General features: G+C 70.7%; 19 protein-coding genes and 1 tRNA gene. 15 read left to right on the top strand and 5 right to left on the bottom strand.

Features of this window, described 5'->3' with window-relative positions; translation table 11 throughout:
• Window position 1: 1 nt before the first annotated feature.
• From ACFY1H_RS01405 to ACFY1H_RS01385, 5 genes are all read right to left on the bottom strand, one after another.
• On the bottom strand, window positions 2–1,465 hold the full coding sequence (locus ACFY1H_RS01405) for a penicillin-binding transpeptidase domain-containing protein (RefSeq protein WP_366585992.1): 1,464 nt from the start codon (window positions 1,463–1,465) through the stop codon (window positions 2–4).
• Entirely contained in the window at window positions 1,462–2,955 is a 1,494-nt protein-coding gene (locus ACFY1H_RS01400; protein ID WP_364043449.1) for an FtsW/RodA/SpoVE family cell cycle protein, read from the bottom strand. Before ACFY1H_RS01400 ends, ACFY1H_RS01405 begins: the two co-directional genes overlap by 4 nt.
• Window positions 2,955–4,358 (bottom strand): PP2C family serine/threonine-protein phosphatase, encoded by a 1,404-nt coding sequence (locus ACFY1H_RS01395; protein ID WP_364043452.1) that lies wholly within the window; start codon window positions 4,356–4,358, stop codon window positions 2,955–2,957. Before ACFY1H_RS01395 ends, ACFY1H_RS01400 begins: the two co-directional genes overlap by 1 nt.
• Window positions 4,355–4,816 carry an FHA domain-containing protein gene (locus ACFY1H_RS01390; RefSeq protein ID WP_037718919.1) on the bottom strand — a complete coding sequence of 154 codons (462 nt, stop codon included), beginning with the start codon at window positions 4,814–4,816 and terminating at the stop codon, window positions 4,355–4,357. Before ACFY1H_RS01390 ends, ACFY1H_RS01395 begins: the two co-directional genes overlap by 4 nt.
• A gap of 101 nt (window positions 4,817–4,917) precedes the next feature.
• Window positions 4,918–6,162, bottom strand: a complete 1,245-nt coding sequence (locus ACFY1H_RS01385) for a DUF3662 and FHA domain-containing protein (protein ID WP_366585995.1) — start codon at window positions 6,160–6,162, stop codon at window positions 4,918–4,920.
• 130 nt (window positions 6,163–6,292) lie between these two features.
• Between ACFY1H_RS01385 and ACFY1H_RS01380 the strand changes: the two genes are divergently transcribed.
• The 15 genes from ACFY1H_RS01380 (at window position 6,293) to ACFY1H_RS01310 (ending at window position 18,043) form a co-directional block, all read left to right on the top strand.
• Window positions 6,293–6,375, top strand: a tRNA-Leu gene (locus ACFY1H_RS01380).
• Window positions 6,376–6,626: 251 nt separating this feature from the next.
• Window positions 6,627–7,544, top strand: a complete 918-nt coding sequence (locus tag ACFY1H_RS01375) for an ABC transporter ATP-binding protein (protein WP_386943808.1) — start codon at window positions 6,627–6,629, stop codon at window positions 7,542–7,544.
• Window positions 7,544–8,401: an ABC transporter permease gene (locus tag ACFY1H_RS01370; protein WP_366585999.1), complete on the top strand. Its 858-nt coding sequence runs from the start codon at window positions 7,544–7,546 to the stop codon at window positions 8,399–8,401. Before ACFY1H_RS01375 ends, ACFY1H_RS01370 begins: the two co-directional genes overlap by 1 nt.
• Window positions 8,402–8,413: 12 nt before the next feature.
• The gene (locus ACFY1H_RS01365; protein WP_366586001.1) at window positions 8,414–9,535 is read left to right on the top strand and encodes a histidine kinase; all 1,122 of its coding nucleotides are present in this window, start codon (window positions 8,414–8,416) and stop codon (window positions 9,533–9,535) included.
• Window positions 9,532–10,140 carry a response regulator transcription factor gene (locus ACFY1H_RS01360; protein ID WP_285971294.1) on the top strand — a complete coding sequence of 203 codons (609 nt, stop codon included), beginning with the start codon at window positions 9,532–9,534 and terminating at the stop codon, window positions 10,138–10,140. The genes ACFY1H_RS01365 and ACFY1H_RS01360 overlap by 4 nt, the downstream gene beginning before the upstream one ends.
• Entirely contained in the window at window positions 10,137–11,288 is a 1,152-nt protein-coding gene (locus ACFY1H_RS01355; RefSeq protein ID WP_366586003.1) for an amidohydrolase, read from the top strand. The genes ACFY1H_RS01360 and ACFY1H_RS01355 overlap by 4 nt, the downstream gene beginning before the upstream one ends.
• 297 nt (window positions 11,289–11,585) lie before the next feature.
• Complete coding sequence (locus tag ACFY1H_RS01350; protein WP_386943805.1) at window positions 11,586–11,726, top strand: hypothetical protein; 141 nt, start codon at window positions 11,586–11,588, stop codon at window positions 11,724–11,726.
• A 40-nt stretch (window positions 11,727–11,766) separates the two neighbouring features.
• Entirely contained in the window at window positions 11,767–11,910 is a 144-nt protein-coding gene (locus ACFY1H_RS01345) for a thiocillin family RiPP (RefSeq protein WP_220245456.1), read from the top strand.
• A 41-nt stretch (window positions 11,911–11,951) separates the two neighbouring features.
• Window positions 11,952–12,110 carry a RiPP peptide gene (locus ACFY1H_RS01340; RefSeq protein WP_285971290.1) on the top strand — a complete coding sequence of 53 codons (159 nt, stop codon included), beginning with the start codon at window positions 11,952–11,954 and terminating at the stop codon, window positions 12,108–12,110.
• 13 nt (window positions 12,111–12,123) lie between these two features.
• On the top strand, window positions 12,124–12,273 hold the full coding sequence (locus ACFY1H_RS01335; RefSeq protein WP_220245458.1) for a thiocillin family RiPP: 150 nt from the start codon (window positions 12,124–12,126) through the stop codon (window positions 12,271–12,273).
• Window positions 12,274–12,318: 45 nt separating this feature from the next.
• Window positions 12,319–12,468, top strand: a complete 150-nt coding sequence (locus ACFY1H_RS01330) for a thiocillin family RiPP (protein WP_220245459.1) — start codon at window positions 12,319–12,321, stop codon at window positions 12,466–12,468.
• Window positions 12,469–12,518: 50 nt separating this feature from the next.
• Window positions 12,519–12,662, top strand: coding sequence for a hypothetical protein (locus ACFY1H_RS01325; RefSeq protein WP_158688140.1), 144 nt, complete (start codon window positions 12,519–12,521; stop codon window positions 12,660–12,662).
• A gap of 127 nt (window positions 12,663–12,789) precedes the next feature.
• Complete coding sequence (locus tag ACFY1H_RS01320; protein ID WP_366586009.1) at window positions 12,790–14,031, top strand: cytochrome P450; 1,242 nt, start codon at window positions 12,790–12,792, stop codon at window positions 14,029–14,031.
• Window positions 14,028–16,151 (top strand): ATP-binding cassette domain-containing protein, encoded by a 2,124-nt coding sequence (locus ACFY1H_RS01315; RefSeq protein WP_386943801.1) that lies wholly within the window; start codon window positions 14,028–14,030, stop codon window positions 16,149–16,151. The genes ACFY1H_RS01320 and ACFY1H_RS01315 overlap by 4 nt, the downstream gene beginning before the upstream one ends.
• A complete protein-coding gene (locus tag ACFY1H_RS01310) occupies window positions 16,148–18,043 on the top strand; it encodes an ATP-binding cassette domain-containing protein (RefSeq protein ID WP_386943799.1) in 1,896 nt (631 codons plus the stop codon). The genes ACFY1H_RS01315 and ACFY1H_RS01310 overlap by 4 nt, the downstream gene beginning before the upstream one ends.
• Window positions 18,044–18,045: the final 2 nt, after the last annotated feature.

Genomic DNA, 18,045 nt, shown 5'->3' with positions numbered 1-18,045 from the left:
GTCACCCACCCCCGAGGCGCGCGGCGATGGCGGCCCGGCCGATCTCGGCGGCGACGGAGCCACCGGTCGCGGCGAGCCCGCGGTTGCCGCCGTTCTCGACGATGACCGACACCGCGATCTGCGGGTTGTCCGAGGGCGCGAACGCGGTGTACCACGCGTGCGGCGGGGTGTTCTTCGAGTCGGTGCCGTGCTCGGCGGTGCCGGTCTTCGACGCGATCTTCAGCGCCGGGTCCTTGCCCTTGCCCGCGGTGAAGCCTTCCGACGCGATCATCATCTGCGTGAGGATCTGGTCGTTCTCCGGCGACAGCGCCGGCGTGCCGGTGAGCTGCTCCGGGTCGGTGTCCTCGATCGTCGAGAGGTCCGGCGCCAGGATCGACTGCACGAGCTGCGGCTTCATCGCCATGCCGCCGTTGGCGACGGTCGCGGCGAGCAGGCAGTCCTGCAGCGGCGTGAGGCGCACGTCGCGCTGGCCGATGCCGCTCTGGTAGAGCGCGCCCTGCGAGTCGAGCGCGCCGACGGTGGACGGCGCCACCTTCATCGGCACGGTCAGGTCGGTCTGGCCGATGCCGAAGTTGGCGGCCGTCGCCTTCATCTTGTCGGGGCCGAGCTGGCCCGCGAAGGTCGCGAACGGCACGTTGCACGAGTGCGCCAGCGCGTCCTTGAACGTGTTGCCGGGGCAGGTCTCGCCGGCGTAGTTCTCGAGTGTGGTGTTGGTGCCCGGCAGCTTCACGTTGGGCGCGGTGTTGATCACGGTGTCGGGGCCGATACCGGCCTCGAGCGCGGCCGACGCGGTGACCAGCTTGAACGTGGACCCGGGCGGGTAGGTCTCCGAGATCGCCCGGTTCAGCATCGGGTTCTTCGGGTCCTTGGAGTAGTTCGCCCAGGCGGTGTTCTGGTCCTTGCCGTGCGACGCCAGCGTGTTCGGGTCGTACGACGGCGTGGACACCATCGCGAGGATGCGGCCCGTCTTCGGCTCCATCGCCACCACGGCCCCGGTGTAGCCGTGCTGGGTCATCAGGTCGTACGCGGCCTTCTGCACCTTCGGGTCGATCGTGAGCTTCACGTTGCCGCCGCGCGGGTCGCGCCCGGTGACCATGTCCGACAGGCGGCGCACGAACAGCCGCGGGTCGGAGCCGTTGAGCACGTCGTCCTCGGCGCGTTCGAGGCCGCCGGCGCCGTAGTTGATCGAGTAGAACCCGGTCACCGGCGCGTACATCGGGCCGTCGGTGTAGGTGCGCGTGAACTTGAACTTGTCGCTGGAGGCCTTCACCCCGGCCAGCACCACGCCGTCGGGCGTGACGATCTGCCCGCGCTGGCGCGAGTACTCGTCGTAGAGCACGCGCTGGTTGCGCGAGTCGGTGCGGTAGTCGTCGGCTTTGACGACCTGGATGTAGGTGTCGTTCGCGAGCAGCAGGACGATCATGACGAGCATCGCCATGCCGACCTTGCGCAGGGGAGTGTTCACGCGGTCCTCCCGTCACCGTTCGGGCTGCCACCGGCCGGCGGGCGCTGCACCAGCACGGTGTGCGCCTCGGCGATCGGTGCCTGGGGCTGCTGCGGCTTGGCGCGCTTGGCCGGCTTGCGCGCGGCGTCGGAGATGCGCAGCAACAGGGCGACGAGGATGTAGTTCGCGAGCAGCGACGAACCACCCTGGGACAGGAACGGCGCCGTGATCCCGGTTTCCGGGATCAGCGCCGTGACGCCGCCGACGACCACGAAGATCTGCATCACCATCGTGAACGCGAGCCCGCCGCCGAGCAGCTTGCCGAACGTGTCGCGCACGGCCAGCGCGCTGCGCATGCCGCGCATCGCGATCAGCAGGTACAGCATCAGCACGGCGGCCAGGCCGATGAAGCCCAGCTCCTCGCCGATCGACGCGGTGATGAAGTCGGTGCTCGCCGCCGGGACGATGTCCGGCCGGCCCGCGCCGAGACCGGTTCCGCCGACCCCGCCCGTGCCGAGGCCGAACAGGCCCTGCGCGAGCTGGTAGGAGCCGCCGAGTTCGTCGTAGCGCGGGCCCAGCGGGTTGAGCCAGTTCTCCACGCGCTGCTGGACGTGCGTGAAGAGGTTGTAGGCGATGATGCAGCCGCCGATGAAGAACGTCAGCCCGACGACGACCCAGATCACGCGCTCGGTCGCGACGTAGAGCATCACCAGGATGATGCTGAAGTACAGCAGCGACGTGCCGAGGTCCTTCTCGAACACGAGGATGCCGATGCTCGCTGCGGCGGCGATGAGGATCGGGCCCAGGTCACGGGCGCGCGGCAGCTCCACGCCGAGGACCTTCTTGCCCGCCACCATGAACAAGTCGCGTTTGGACACCAGGAACGACGCGAAGAAGATCATCAGCAGGATCTTCGCGAACTCACCGGGCTGGATCGAGAAGAACGGCAGCTTCAGCCAGACCTTCGCGCCGTTGACCTCGGACAGGCTCGACGGCAGCACCGCGGGCAGCGCCAGCGCGGCGATGCCGATCAGGCCGAAGGTGTAGCCGTAGCGCGTGAGAGTGCGGTGGTCGTTGACCACGACCAGCACGACCACGAACAGCGCCAGCGAGATGACCGTGAACAGCACCTGCTTGGTCACTTCGGGGCTGTACTCGCTGCCCTTCTGCGCGGCCTGCTCGGCTTCGGCCAGGTCGAGCCGGTGGATCATCACCAGCCCGATGCCGTTGAGCAGCGCGACACACGGCAGCAGCACCGGGTCGGCGTACGGCGCCCAGCGGCGCACGGCGAGGTGCGCGGCGGTCAGGACACCGAGGTAGGCGAGGCCCAGCCACAGGATCGAGAGCGTGAGCTCCTGCTCCTGGTTGGCCTCCACGAGCACGAGCGCGAGGGTGACGATGAACGCGGCGAACGCCAGCAGCAACAGCTCGGTGCCCCGGCGCTTGGGCAGCTCCCGGGGCGGATTGGTCGCGAACTGGGCCGACAACGGGTCGGCCAGGGGCTGACCCATCAGTTACCGCCTCCTGTCGGCGCCGTACTCGACGTCGAGCAGTCCCTCCCCGCAGGCTGGTTCGCCGACGAAGACGCGCCGCTCGAAGGCGGCGGAACAGCGCTGCTCGACGACGCCGGCGGACCGCCGGGAGCCGTCGGCACGCCGGAAGTGGTGCCGGGGGTCGCCGGCGGGCAGTCGGACAGCTGCTTGCGCAGGCGCAGGAAGTCGTCGATGTACGTGCGGGCGTCGTCGAGGCTGTCGCGCTTCACGCCGTTCTGCACGGCGATGCGCGCGTCCTCCTGCAGGGCCGGCACGCGCAGCTTGTCGGTGCACAGCGTCCCCGGCGGGCACGAGCCCTGCTCGAAGGAGTGCAGCTGGATGCCGAGGATGCTGCCCGGCACCCCGCGGTAGATCACGACCTCCTGGTCGGGACCCTCGCCCACGTAGTACTGGCTGAGCACGAAGTAGCGCGTGGCGATCGCGGCCGCGGCCAGCACGATCAGCACCACGACGGCGCCGACGAGCCAGCGGAACCGCTTGCGGCGCTTGGCCTTCGGGTCCTCCTCGAACGCCTGCGGCTCGGGCCGCGGCTGAGGGGGCGGCTGCGTGAGCGCCCGGGCCCGCGCGGCCGGCGAGTCGCCCTGGTGCTGCTCGTCGCTGCCGTCGCCGGCGGCGCCGCCCACGATCGGCGCGTCGTCACCGAAGTCGACGTCGACCACGTCGGCGATGATCACGGTGACGTTGTCCGTACCACCGCCCTTGAGGGCCAGCTCGATCATCCGGTCCGCGCAGTCCTGCGGGTCCGGGATGCGGATGGCCTCGGACATCGTCTCGTCGGAGACCATGCCGGACAGACCGTCGGAACAGATGAGGTACCGGTCACCGGGACGCGCCTCGCGCACGGTGAGACTCGGCTCGACCTCGTGCCCCGTGAGCGCCTTGAGCAGCAGCGAACGCTGCGGGTGCACCGCGGCCTCCTCGGCCGTGATGCGGCCCTGCTCCAGCAGCTCGTTGACGAAGCTGTCGTCGCGGGTGATCTGCGCGAACTGGCCGCCGCGCAGCAGGTACGCGCGGGAGTCGCCGACGTGCACGAGCCCCAGGCGGTTGCCCGCGAAGAGCACGGCGGTGAGCGTGGTGCCCATGCCGTCGAGGTCGGGATCCTGGGAGACGAGCTCGGCGATGGCCGCGTTGCCGTTGGTCACGGCCTCGCGGAGCTGACCGAGCAGGTCGTCGCCCGGCTCGTCGTCGTCGAGGGGGGCGAGTGAGGCGATGACGACCTTGCTGGCCACCTCACCGGCCGCGTGGCCGCCCATACCGTCGGCGAGCGCGAGGAGGCGAGGGCCGGCGTACACGGAGTCCTGGTTGTTCGAACGAACCAGGCCCCGGTCGCTGCGGGCCGCGTAGCGGAGGACGAGAGTCATGGGCGAAGCTCGATCACCGTCTTGCCGATCCGGATGGGGACTCCGAGCGGGACCCGGAGGGGTGCAGTGACCTTAGCCCGGTCGAGGTAGGTCCCGTTCGTCGAGCCCAGATCTTCCACGTACCAGTCCTCCCCGCGCAGGGCGATGCGGGCGTGCCGGGTCGACGCGTAGTCGTCGTCGAGCACCAGCGTCGAGTCGTCGGCACGGCCGATCAGGATCGGCCGGCCGTCGAGCGCGATACGGGTGCCCGCCAGTGCCCCGTGGGTCACCAGGAGCTGCTGCGGGGCCTTGCTGCCCCGCGGCTTCTTCTCCTTGTTCCGCCGGAACGAGGGCACCTGCACCCGCAGGCCGGACGCGGCGTAGAGATCCGAACGGACGACCCGCAGGGCGGCGAACACGAAGAGCCAGAGCAGCACGAGAAAGCCCACTCTGGTGAGTTGAACGACCAGCTCTGGCACTTGTTGTGTCCGCTCCCGACTCTGCCTGCAAGCCGCGGCGCGCGCGCACCGCGGATCCCCCCGCACGACAATTCTGCGGGAACCCCGTCACCGGCCTCTGGTCAGCCCTGGGTTCGGAACACCAACGAAGAGTGACCCACCCGGATGACGTCCCCGTCGGCCAGCTGCCACGTCTGCACCGGAGTCCCGTTCACGGTCGTGCCGTTCGTGGACCCGATGTCGGCGAGCGTGGCGCTCTGGCCGTCCCAGGTGATCTCCAGGTGCCGGCGCGACACCCCGGTGTCGGGCAGGCGGAAGTCGGCGTCCTGGCCGCGGCCCACGACGTTCCCGCCCTGCTTCAGCGAGTACGTGCGGTTCGAGCCGTCGTCCAGCTGCAGGCTCGCGGCGAGCGCGCGACCGGCCGCGGGAGCGGGCTGGCCGTAGCCGGGCTGCTGCTGGGCGTACGGGTCGGCCGCCGGCTGGCCGTAGCCGGGCTGCTGGCCGTACGGGTCCGCCGCGGGCTGGCCGTAGCCGCCGCCCTGCTGGGGCTGGCCGTACTGGTCGTAGCCACCCTGCTGGGGCTGGCCGTAACCCTGGTCGTAACCGCCCTGCTGGCCGTAGCCACCACCCTGCTGCGGCTGGCCGTACTGGTCGTAGCCGCCCTGCTGGGGCTGGCCGTAACCCTGGTCGTAACCACCCTGCTGGTAGCCCTGGTCGTAACCGGGCTGAGCGGCACCGCCCTGCTGGGGCTGGCCGTACTGGTCATAGCCGGGCTGCTGGCCGTAACCCTGCTGCTCGTAACCGCCCTGCTGGCCATAGCCCTGGTCGTACCCGGGCTGCTGGCCACCCTGCTGTCCGTAGCCGTACTGGCCCTGCTGGCCGTACGGGTCACCCTGGTCGTATTGGCCGTATCCGGGGGGCTGGCTCATTGCTGGGTCTCCTGCGTTGCTGGGTCGTGCCGACCGTGACGAGCCACCGGGTCCACTCGCGTGGGCGTCGGGATCGACGGACGAACGGGTCTTGAACTGTCCAGTATGCAGCGCCTCGTTGCGCTCGAGTGATACGACGACGTCACCATAGGTCTCCCAGCCGTGCTCGGCGAGGTGTTCGCCCACAGCTTGTGCGAGAACCGCAGTGACCCGCTGCTCGTCGCCGGCCATCCGATCGTGGTCAGCCTGCCCCAAGGACACGATGTAGTGATTCGGGGCGAGCTGCCGACCGCCTGCCAGCTCACGAACGTTTTCCTCGCCTTCCCGCTCGAGCGCCACCGCCACTTCCTGCGTGACGACGTTGCCACCGAACATGCGCGCGAAGGTGTTCCCCACGAGGTTCTCGAGACGCCTGTCGAAGCGCTCTACCCGACCCACCTGGGGTGACCTCCTCGCACGTGTGCTTCCGCACCGATCCTATCCGGGAGAGGAAGCCTCGACACGACCCCCGCTGAAACCCGTGAAAACCCCCTGCTACGCTTTGCTGGCTGTCAGAGAGAAGCAACTCGGGCGAGTGGCGGAATGGCAGACGCGCACGGTTCAGGTCCGTGTGTCCGAAAGGACGTGAGGGTTCAACTCCCTCCTCGCCCACCTTGGTCGGAGCCCCAGTCGCTAGCGCGACTGGGGCTCCTCCCGTTTGTCGGTCGTTATTGATCCCGGGGGGCCGAGCCCCCCGGACCCCCCACGGTGCCTTTGGTGCTGACCCAGCGTGGTTCAGACCCGTAGTGGTTGTGTTGAGCTGGGGTTATGAGGTTTGTCATGCGGTGCGGGTGGGGAACGCATGGTGCCTTGGTGAGGGCTGCGTCTGGGGGTGGCTAGGGGGTGGGCGCCAGGGTGGGGGCATGGGTAGGGAAGTGGTTGTCGAGGTGGACGGGCTGAGGGTCGAGTACGGGGCCTTCGTCGCGGTGCACGGGTTGAGTTTCACGGTGCGGGCCGGTGAGGTCTTCGGGTTGCTGGGGACGAACGGTGCGGGCAAGACGTCGACGATGGATGTGCTGGAGGGGTATCGGAGGCCGAGTGCCGGCAGTGTGCGGGTGTTCGGGGTGGATCCGGCCAACGAGCGCGAGAAGGTGGCGCCGCGGGTGGGGATCATGTTGCAGGAGGCCGGGTTCTTCGACGACCTGACGGTGGTCGAGTCCATTCGGGCGTGGCGGAGGTTCACGGCGGATGCGATGTCGGTCGACGAGGCCGTCGAGCTGGTGGATCTGGGGAAGGTCGCGGGTACGCGCGTCGGGAAGCTGTCCGGTGGGGAGAGGCGGCGGCTGGATCTGGCGTTGGCGGTGTTGGGGCGGCCGGAGCTGTTGTTCCTGGACGAGCCGACGACCGGGTTGGACCCGCAGGCGCGGCGGCGGACGTGGCACGTGCTGGAGAACATGGTCGCCGGGGGGATGGCGATTCTGTTGACCACGCACTACATGGAGGAAGCGCAGTACCTCGCGAACCGCGTCGCGATCATGGATCGCGGGCGGATCATGCGGCACGGGTCCGTGGACGAGGTGATCGGCGCGGACCACGGGTCGACGGTCACGTTCGTCAGCGAGGTGGCGGTGCCGGTCGAGCTGGCCGGGGTCTCGGAGGACGCGCGCCACTACGAGCTGAGCAGCACGGACCCGCAGGCGGATCTGCACCGGCTGTTCGACTGGGCTGCTCGCTCCGGGGCGCGGATCTCGGACCTCGAGGTGCGGCGCAACTCGCTCGAAGACGTTTTCCTCAAGGTGGCCGACGAGGCCGCCCTCGCCACCACCGCGAAGGAGCGCTGATGACCGCCATCGCCCCCGCGTACGCCGGACCTCGTCGTTCACTCGGCTTCTGGCGCTACACCTGGTCGCAATTCCTGTTGTCGCAGAAGGTGCACTGGCGCGATCTCGGATTCGCGCTCACCGGTGTGCTCATTCCGCTCGGCCTCGGCATCGGATTGCCGGCCAGCCAGCACGGCAAGGGCGAGATCGCCGGCGTCGACGGCGGCGTGTACCTGCTGCCCGGGATGATGGGATTCGTCCTCGTCTGGATCGTCTACAACGTGGTGAACTCCGCGACCAGCCGGCGCGGAAAACTGATTTACAAACGCCTTCGCGGCACACCGTTGCCGGACACCGCCATCATGACCGGAGAAGCGATGAGCGGATCGGTCACGAGCATCGCGCAGGTGGTCGTCCTGCTCGTTTTCGGGCTGACGTACTTGGGTGCGCCTGCTCCCGCGAACCCGCTGTTGCTGCTGGTCGGCGTGGTGCTGGGGGCGTTCACGTTCGCGGTGCTGGCGATCGGGGTGTCGGGTCTGCTGCCCACCAGTGAGGTGTCCACGTGGATCGTGACGCCATTCCTGTTCCTCATGATGTTCGCGTCCGGGATCGTTTTCCCGCTGTCCGAAATGCCGCACTTCCTGCAGGTGCCGGTGCAGTACCTGCCGTCGAGCTCGGTCGTGGAAATCGTGCGCACCGCGTATCTCGGCCGGGACTTCGCGTCGAATCCGGCGACGGCGCAGCTGCCGCACCAGGTCGGATTCCTGGAGTCGTTCAGGGCGTGCGTTATGCCGCTGGGACTACTGTGTGCCTGGATCGGCGTTTCCCTCGGCCTGGGCAAGCGCTTCTTCAAATGGGACCCGAAGCGGTCGAGCTGAGCAGGAGGAGACGTGGACCGGTGGAACCCCGGGACACTGGGCCGCGTCGTCGCGCTGCTGATCCTCGGGACCACCGCCGCGTTCACCGTCGAGGCGTTCTTCCTGTGGCTGAGCACCCACCCCCCGGTGCTCGACGTGCTCTTCGCGGTGCTGGCCGGTGCGGGTGTGCTGGCCGGCACCGGACGCATCGTCTGGGCGGTCGTGCGCCGTTCCGCCGCCCGTGGCGAGCACCTGGTCGACGTGGCGATCGCCACGAGCCTGGCGTTCGCGCTGCTGCTGGCCTTCGGGCCGGCGTGGCTGGCGCTGCCGTCGCTGGTCGCCGGTGTCTCCGCGATCAGCCTCACCGGGCTCAAGCGCTGGATCTTCCCGCTGGTCGTGCTCCTCGTCACCGCCGCTCTGGCCCTGTTGATGCAGGTGCCGGCGTACGCGGTGGCCGAGGTGCTGCTGCGGTCGCTGGTGACGATCGTCGTGCTGGCGGGGATGGGGCTGCTCGTCACCTACGCGGCCGAAGTCCACGCCAACCGCGACGAGCTGGCCCGCATGGCGGTGGTCGAGGAGCGGCTGCGGTTCGCCCGTGACCTGCACGACGTGCTCGGCCGCGGGCTGTCGGTGGTGCGGCTGAAGGCCGAGCTGGGCGTGCGGCTGATGGACACCGACTCCGAAGCCGCTCGCGCGCAGCTGGTGCAGATCGCGGAGCTGGCGGGCGGGTCCGTGACCGAGCTGCGCAAGGTGATCGCCGGCTACCGCCAGCCGAGCCTGGCCGAGGAGCTGCGCGGCACGTCGTCGATCCTCAGCCTCGCCGGGGTCCGGGTGGTCGCCGATCCCGTGCCCGAAGGATTGCCCGGGCCGGTCGCGGAGGCGATCGGTTCGGCCATCCGCGAGGGCGGCACCAACATCCTGCGGCACAGCGCCGCCGAGAACTGCCGCGTCGAGTTCGTGCGGGACCCCTCGTGCGTCCTGGTCCGGATCCGCAACGACCGCCCGCACGCCGGCGGCACCCGCGCCGGCCACGGCCTCACCGGCCTGGCCGAGCGGCTCGCCGCCGTGCGCGGCACGCTGGAGCACGGCGAGGTCGACGGCGATTTCGTGCTCACCGCCCGCGTGCCCCTTGACCTGCCGAGGAAGAGCTCATGACCTTGCGGATCGTGCTGGCCGAGGACCACGCCCTGCTGCGCGAATCGCTGCGCACGGTGTTCAGCCTCGCCGACGACATCGACGTGGTGGCGGCTGTGGACAACGGCGCCGACGCGCTGGAAGCCATCCGCCGCGAGCGCCCGGACGGCGCCATGGTGGACATCGACATGCCGCGGATGTCCGGGCTGGAGGTGGCCGAGGCCGTGCGCGCCGAGGGTCTGGACTGCGGGCTGCTCGTGGTCACCAGCTACGGCAAACCCGGCTACCTGCACCGCGCGATGCGGGCCGGGGTGCGCGGGTTCGTCACCAAGAACATCTCGCCGGACGACCTGATCACGGCCGTGCGGAAGGTCTGTACCGGCGGTCGACATGTCGACCCGGAGATCGCCGCCGATGCGCTGGCCGTCGGGGAGACGCCGCTGACCGAGCGGGAGCTGGACGTGCTGCGGCTGTCCGGCGCGGGGCTGCGGCCCGCCGAGATCGGCGCGCGGCTGTCGCTGGCCGAGGGCACGGTGCGCAACTACCTGTCGAGTGCGCTGACCAAGCTGCAGGTGGACAACCGCGTGGCCGCGTACCGCGTCGCCGAGGAGGCGGGCTGGCTGTGACCGACCTGCTGGAGCTGTACCAGGACCTGCACGCACACCCCGAGCTGGCCGGCGAGGAGAAGCGGACGGCGGACGTGCTCGCTCGCGAGCTGACCGCGCTGGGGTTCACCGTGCGTAGCGGAATCGGCGGCCACGGCCTGGCCGCCGCGTTCGAAAACGGCGCCGGGCCGACGGTCGCGGTGCGGACCGAGCTGGACGCGTTGCCGCTCGCCGAGCGCACCGGTCTGCCGTACGCGGCCGGCGGTTCCGCCATGCACGCCTGCGGCCACGACCTGCACCTGGCCGCCGTGGTCGGCGCCGCTCGCGAGCTCGTGGCGACGCGAGCGGAGTGGCGCGGCCGGGTCGTGGTGCTCGGGCAGCCGGCCGAGGAGACGCTCGAGGGCGCGCTGGCCATGGTGGCCGACGGGGTGCACGACGTGTTCGGCCCGCCCGACGCGTTGCTGGCCCAGCACGCCGTGCCCGGGCCGGTCGGTCGGGTGGGCCATTCGCCGGGGCAGATCACCGCGCCGTGTGCCGAGCTGGCGATCACCGTGCACGGCCGGGGCGGGCACGCGGCGGTGCCGCACCTCGCCGTGGACCCCGTCGTACTGGCCGCGCACCTCGTGGTGCGGCTGCAGTCGGTGGTGGCGCGGGAGACGAACCCGGCCGATCCCGTGGTGGTCACGGTCGGCTCCGTGCACGCGGGCGACGCGGCAAACGTGATCCCGGACCGCGTGGAGCTCGGCGTGAGCGTGCGCGCGGCGAGCGACGGCGCGCTGGCCCGGGCGCTGGCCGCGATCGAGCGCGTGTGCCGGGCCGAGGCCGCCGCGTCCGGCGCGCCCGTGGAGCCGGAGGTCGTGACGGTGCGCTCGGCGCCGGCGACCACGAACGACCGGCAGCTTGTGCTGGCCGTGCGCGCGGCGCACCTGGCGGGGCTGGGGGCGGACCGCGTCGGCTGGACGCCGCCCGTGGCCGCGGCCGAGGACTTCGGCCACCTGGCCGCTCTGCCGGACGGCACGACCGTGCCGCTGTGCTACTGGACGCTCGGCGTCGGCGCGCGCGGCACCAACCACTCACCCGACTTCGCTCCGGAGCCGGCCGCGCTCACCGACGGGTGGCGAGCTCTTGCCCTCGCCGCACGGGCCGTACTCGCTGTAACCGAGGAGTAGTCGCTCCGGCACCCATAGTTGATCTACCTTAAGGGAACCCTAGGAGAAACCTAAGATAGCTGTCAGCTAACTACTCCAGACGGGTGACATGTGTGATTTACCCTCCTCTTGCCTACCGAGTTGGGTTTAGCGTTCCCCCTGTGCGAATCGCTCAGAGCGAATAGCACGAAACTGGGGAATCAAAAGCCTGGGGGGGCTTGCGTGATGAGAACTGTTTTGGTTGCCGCGTTAGTCGTTGTGTCCGTTTTATCCGGTGTTTCCGCTGCTGAGGCCAGTGTCCCGGCGTCCCCGAGATGCGTGCCCAGCACGCAGTACGCGTACGTCGGCTTCGAGCTGGCGAAATGGGATTACGTCGGTGTCGACGGCGGGGAATACCTGTACCGGTACAGCTTCAACGGCCGGAATCAAGGCACGGTCACCTGCAAACCCGAGGCGTGAATTCCATTCGCTTTCAACCTTCTGAAGGGGGGTGAAGGGAATGCAGGAAAACACGACCGCCGTGGACGCGGTGGAGGAGCTGCAGGTCGAGGAGCTGGTGGAAACCACCGCGGCCGGCACCGCCTTCTGCATCGGCAGCGCGGGCTGCCCGTCCAGCGCCGGCACGGCGTCCAGCTTCGGCTGAGCAGTCCCACACCACTGATCCACGAACCTGAGGAGATCGAGATGAACGAGTTCGACAACCAGGTCGAGCAGGCGTTCGCCGAGGACATCACGGTGGAGGAGCTCGGCGAGGTCGCCGGCGCCGGTACCACCAACACCGGCGGCACCATCAGCTCCACCACCTGCCCGGCGTGCATCGGCACCGCCTTCAGCTGGTCCTGAGAGGAAAACGGTCATGGAGACGCAGGAAACGCAGGACTTCACCGAGGAACTGACCGTCGAAGAGCTGTCCGACGCCACCGGCGCCGGCTGGTGCGTCGGGTCGGCCGGCACGTTCGGCTGCCCGTCGAGCGCCGGCAGCTACGGCACCGTCAGCTCGCACTGACGCACTGATCCGAACCACTGACGCACTGAGTTGGGAGGAAAAGCAATGAACGAGGAAATCTTCGAGCCGGCCACGACCGAGCTCACGATCGAGCAGCTTTCCGACGCGCAGGCCGGCAGCTTCTGCCTCGGCAGTGTGGGCACCGCGGGGTGCCCGAGCTCGGCGGGCACGGTCGGCACCGCGAGCTCGAGCTGACAATTCCCCAGGACATCCGCGGCGAAACGAACCTCTGAAGGGAGGTTGTCATGGAGAACGTTACCACGCAGGCCCCGCAGGTCGAGGAGCTCGTGATCGAGGAGCTCACCGAGGCCGGTGCGAGCAATTGCTTCGGAACGGCGGGCAGCATCGGCTGCCCGGTGTGCTTCGGCACGTACGGCTGTGCCACCTGAGCCACCTGATTCCAGGTGAGGCAGGTCAGCTATTCCACCCACACCGCGTGGTCGCCGTCGAAAAATGATTCATTAATGGTGGCGACCACGCGGTGCGGGAAAACACGCGTTCTGAAAGGACTGGGGGATGTCGGAAATCGTCCAGCGGTTGTGGCGGCACTTCGCCCGCCTGGAGCCGTTCGGAATGCAGGCTCCGGATTTCTTCGCGGAGCTGGTGGAACAGGCGCCGGTGGTGCGCTTCGACGGAATGTGGGTCATTTCCGGCTACGAGCTGGTGACCCGCCTGTGCACCCACCCCGGCTTCCCCATGGCGGCCCCCGTCTTCACCGACGTGGTCCGCCGAGATAACCCACAGTTTGTTCGCTTCTTCGGGAGCACCATGTCGGTGCGGGCCGCCGAGGAGCACTCGCGGCTACGCGGTGTGCTCACCGGGGCGTTTTCCGGCCGTCGGCTGGCCGGTCTGCGCGACCGCATCGACGACGTGGTGGCCGCTCTGCTGGCCGAACCGCTGCGTCGCGGTGAGGCGGAGTTCGTCTCCGAGCTCGCGACGCCGCTGCCGGCCGCCGTCACCGCCGTGCTGCTGGGCGTGCCGCCCGCCGACCGCGACTTCGTCACCGCGCGGGCCACCGGCATGATGAGCCAGCTCGCCGCCGGTTTCCTCACCGAGACGCACCCCGAAGCGGGTACCCCGATCACCGCCGCCGAGTTCGCCGAGCTGCGCGACTACGTCGCCGGCCTGCTGGCCAAGCGCCGCGCCGAGCCGGCCGAAGACCTGATCGGGCACCTCGCCCAGGCGCAGGAGGCGGGCAAGCTCACCGCCGACGAAGCCGTGGACATGGTGCTGCTGCTGTTCATGACCGGCCTCGACACCGTGACGGCCGCGCTGGCCAACACGCTCGTCGTGCTGTCCGAGCAGCCCGACGTCGCCGCGGCGCTGGCCGCCGACCCGCGCTGCGGCGAACGCGTGTTCGCCGAGGCCATCCGCCTGCGCACGCCGGTCGCGTTCGGGTCGCGCCAGGTCGCGCACGACCTGTCCGTCGGCAAGCTGGACTTCAAGGCCGGCGACACCGTTATCCTCGCCTTCGCCGCCGCCAACCTCGACCCGCGCAAGTTCGACGCGCCGCTCGAGTTCCGCTGGGACCGGCCGATGACCGGCAACGTCGCGTTCGGCCACGGCAGTTACTACTGCCTCGGCAGCGCGCTGGCCGCGATGACCGCGCAGTCGCTGCTGACCGCGGTGCACGACCGGCTGCCGACCCCGACCCGTCCGCCGGCCGAGCTGCCCTGGCGTGCGTCGCTGGCTTTCCCGACGCCGCGCGAGCTGCCGGTGACGTTCGCGCCCGCGCCGGCGGAAAGCGGTGCCCGGTGAGCACGCGCTACCGGTCTCGCGCCGGAGCCGAGTTCCGCCAGGTCGAGGAGTCCGACTGCGGTGCGGCCTGCCTCGGCATCCTGCTCGCCGGGTTCGGCAAGTACCTGTCGTGGCCGGTCCTTTCGCAGGCCTGCGGTGGCGGCCGCGACGGCATCAGCGCCGCGACACTCGCCCGGCGCGGCCAGCAGTTCGGCCTGACGGTGAGCGCCAAGCGCGTCCGGCTGTCCGGCGCCGAGGCCGACGTCGCCACCTTGCGCGGGCTGGCCGCGCCCGGCGTGGTCTTCGTGGACAACCGGCACTTCGCGGTGCTGGAACGCGTCGGTCGCGGCGGCAAGGTGCGGCTGCACGATCCCGCGGCCGGGCGGCACACGCTGTCGATCGTCGAGTTCCGCGAGCGGTTTTCGGGGCTGTACCTGGGTTTCCGGCCGGGTGCCGGCTTCGAGCCGAGCGGTGCGCCGCAGCGGGTGCTGCCGCGTGCGCTGCGCTGGCTGGGTGCGGGGCTGCCGGTGGTGCTCGGTGCGGTGGTGGCCGGCGTGGTCACGGCCGGGCTGACCGTGGTGGCCGCGCTGCTGGCCCGCTCGCTGGTCACGGCGACCGCCGGGCCCGGGGCGACGTGGTGGCTGGCCGCGGTGGCCGTGGGTGTCGCGCTCGCGGGCTGGGCGCAGCAGCGGCTGGTTTCGGCCGCTTTGCTGCGCACCTCGCTGCGGCGCTCCACCGAACTCGTCGGGCACCTGCTTCGGTTGCCCGGCAGCTACTTCCACCGCCGCTTCACCGGCGGCGTCGCGGCGCGGGTGCAGATCGCCGACACGATCGCGCAGCAGCTGACCACGGTGGTGCTGCCGGTCGCGGTGAGCCTGGCCGCCGTCATCGGCCTGCTCACGGTGCTGGCCGTGCTCGCTCCGCCGGCCGCCGCGCTGCTGGCCGGGAGCACGCTGCTGACCGCGTTGGTCGTGCGGTTCGGGCGGCGGTCCGGGACCGAGCGGCAGTCGGCGTTGATGGTCGAACAGTCGGCGCGCGACGGACTTTCGCTCAACGTGCTGTCGGCCATCGACACGGTGAAGGCCGAGGGCAGCGGACGCCAGGCGTTCGGGCGCTGGTCTTCGGCGCAGCGCAAGGTGCTGGCCGCGCAACGGCGGGCGGCGCTGGGTGAGCACGGGATCGGCCTGGCCGTCACGGCGTTGCACGCCTTGGGCTACGCCGCTTGCCTTGCGCTGACCGCGCTGGTCGCGCCAGGCGAGGTGATCACCGTGGCCGTGCTGGCCGGCGTGTGGCAGCTGCACGCCGGCGGCCTCGTCACGGGGCTGCACCGGATCGGCGGCCTGCGCAGCAGCTTCGCCGCCTACGACGACGTGGCCGGCGCCGAGACCGATCCGTCCGATGTGGACGAGCCCGTCGCCGTCGGGCCGGGGCGCGTCACCGTGCGCGGTCTGCGTTACGGCTACGACACCAACACCGAGCCGCTGCTGGTTTCGCTCGATCTCGACGTGCCGCCCGGCGGCCGGATGACGCTGGTCGGCCCGAGCGGCTGCGGCAAGTCGACGCTGGCGAAGCTGCTGGCCGGGCTCGTGCGGCCGTGGTCGGGCGTCGCGCTGGTCGACGGGCGGCGCAGCGCGGATCTGCCGCCTTCGGTGCGGCCGTTCCTGGTCGGGTACGTTCCGCAGCGGCCGGCGTTCTTCGAGGGCACCGTGCGCGAGAACCTGGAACTCGGCACCGCGCTGCCGGACGACGCCATCGCCGCCGCCCTCGACGACGCCCAGCTCACCGAGACGATCGAGCTGCGCGGCGGGATCGACGCGGCGCAGGTCAGCCAGCAGGCCCGCAACTTCTCCGGCGGCGAACGCCAGCGGCTGGCCCTGGCCCGCGCGCTCGCCCGCAACCCGCGTGTCCTCGTGCTCGACGAGGCGACCAGCGCGGTCGAAACCGCATTGGCCGCCCGCATCGACGCCGCTCTGCGCACCCGCGGCACCACCACGGTCGTCGTGGCCCACCGGCTTTCCGAGGTCCGCGGCGACGACACGGTCGTGTTGCTCGACCACGGCGCCGTGCGCGTCTACGGCACTCACGACGACCTGCTGGCCCACTCCCGCGGCTACCGCGACATCGCGGAGGTGGCCGGATGACCACGACGGTGCCCACGGAGAAAACCCGCTCGTGGTTCGAGGAAACGGGCGCGACGGCGGCGTCGCTGCGGCAGGCCGTCGCCGGTCGGACCAAGCCCGAAACGGCCGAGCCGCAGCCGATCGACGACGCTGCTCCCGCGCCGACCGTTGTCCAGAAGCCTGTACCGGAGCCGCGCAAAGCCGTTCTGCCCCACGAAGGCAGCACCGGCCGGCACCTGCTGTCCTTCGCCGTGCGCGGCCAGCGGGCCCGGCTCGTGGTGAGTGCCGTGGTCGGGTTGCTGGCGACCGTGTTCGGGTTCGTCGTGCCGCTGGCCGGGATGGTGCTGGCGATCGCGATCGCCGCGGACAACCGCGACGCCCTGCCGTACCTGGCCGGCGCGCTGGTCGGGCTGCTCGCGTTGCAGCTGCTGACCACCGCCGTGGTCGAGCGCGGGCTGCTGACCCTGACCGACGGGGCCCAGGACCGCATCGAGTCGGCGATCTGGCAGCGCCTGCTGAGCCTGCCCGCGACGTTCTTCCGCGACTACCCGCTGCGCCGCCTGATGGGCTTCTCCGGCGGGGTCGGCCAGCTGCGCGGGTTGCTCGGCAGCGGCGGCCTCACGGCGGCGTTGCACGCGGTGTTCGCGCTGGTCGCGATCGCGTTGCTGGCGCTGCTGGACCCGTGGCTGGCCGTGGCGGCGGTCGGGATCTTCGGGCTCGTGCTCGGGGCGATGCTGTGGCTTTCCGTGCGCCAGCAGCGGCACGACACCGAGGTGCTGTCCGCCGTGGACGACGTGCAGGCGGCCGTGTATCCCGCGATGCTCGGCATCGACGACGTACGGGCGTTCGGCGCGCAGTCCTATGTGGTCGGTCGCTGGAGCAAGGCGTTCCGCTCGCAGAAGCGATCCGACGACGCCGGCCTGCGCTACGCGGAGATCGCGAGTGCGCTGGCCGTGGCCTGCTACCCGGCGCTGCTCGCGGTGCTGCTGCCCATGGCGTCCGGCCTGGGGTTCACCGGGCAGTGGACGGTGGTGATGGTCGCGATGACGCTCAACCTCACCGCCACCCGGCTGCAGAGCGCGCTTGTCGGCCTGTTCGCCATCGGCCCGGTGCACGCCCGTCTCGCGCCGGTGCTTACGACCCGGCCGGAGACGCCGGCGCGCCCGACCCCGCTGCCGGCCGCGCGGGGCGCGGTCGAGCTGTGCGACGTGAGCTTCCGCTACCCCGGCCAGACCCGTGACCTGCTCACGGACGTCTCCCTGCGCATCGAGCCGGGCGAGTTCGTGGCGCTGATCGGTGCGTCGGGCGCGGGCAAGTCGACGCTGCTGCGCCTGATGCTGGGCCTCGACCGGACCGAGCGCGGTGTCGTGCTGGTCGACGGCGTGGACGTGAACACCTGCGACGTCGACGAGCTGCGCACGCGGATCGGGTACGTCGCCCAGGACGCGACGCTCATGCGCGGCACGCTGGCCGAGGTCATCTGCGGCGCGGCGGACGAGGTGGACCTCGACCTCGCGCAGCGGGCGGCCGAGCAGGCGCAGCTCGGAGACGTCGTCGACGCCTTGCCGATGGGCCTGCACACGCAGGTCACCGACGGGGAAAGCGGCTTGTCCGGCGGCCAGGTGCAACGCCTGCTGCTGGCCCGCGCCCTGGCCAAACGACCTTCCGTGCTGCTGCTCGACGAGGCCACGAGCGCACTCGACGCCGCCGCGCAGGAGCGGGTGCGGCGCGCGGTCGACGACCTCCGCCTGACCCGGGTGGTGGTGGCCCACCGGCTCTCCACCATCCGCTCGGCCGACCGGATCGCCGTGCTGGAGCACGGACGCATCGCCGACCTCGGCACGTTCGCCAAGCTGTCCGGCCATTCGACGGCTTTCGCCCGGCTGGTGGGCAACGCCCGCCGGCTCGACTGAGG

Origin of the sequence: Amycolatopsis sp. NPDC001319, assembly GCF_042896185.1 — a bacterium.
Classification (GTDB): Bacteria; Actinomycetota; Actinomycetes; order Mycobacteriales; family Pseudonocardiaceae; genus Amycolatopsis.
This window is presented reverse-complemented; position numbering and strand designations above follow the sequence as displayed.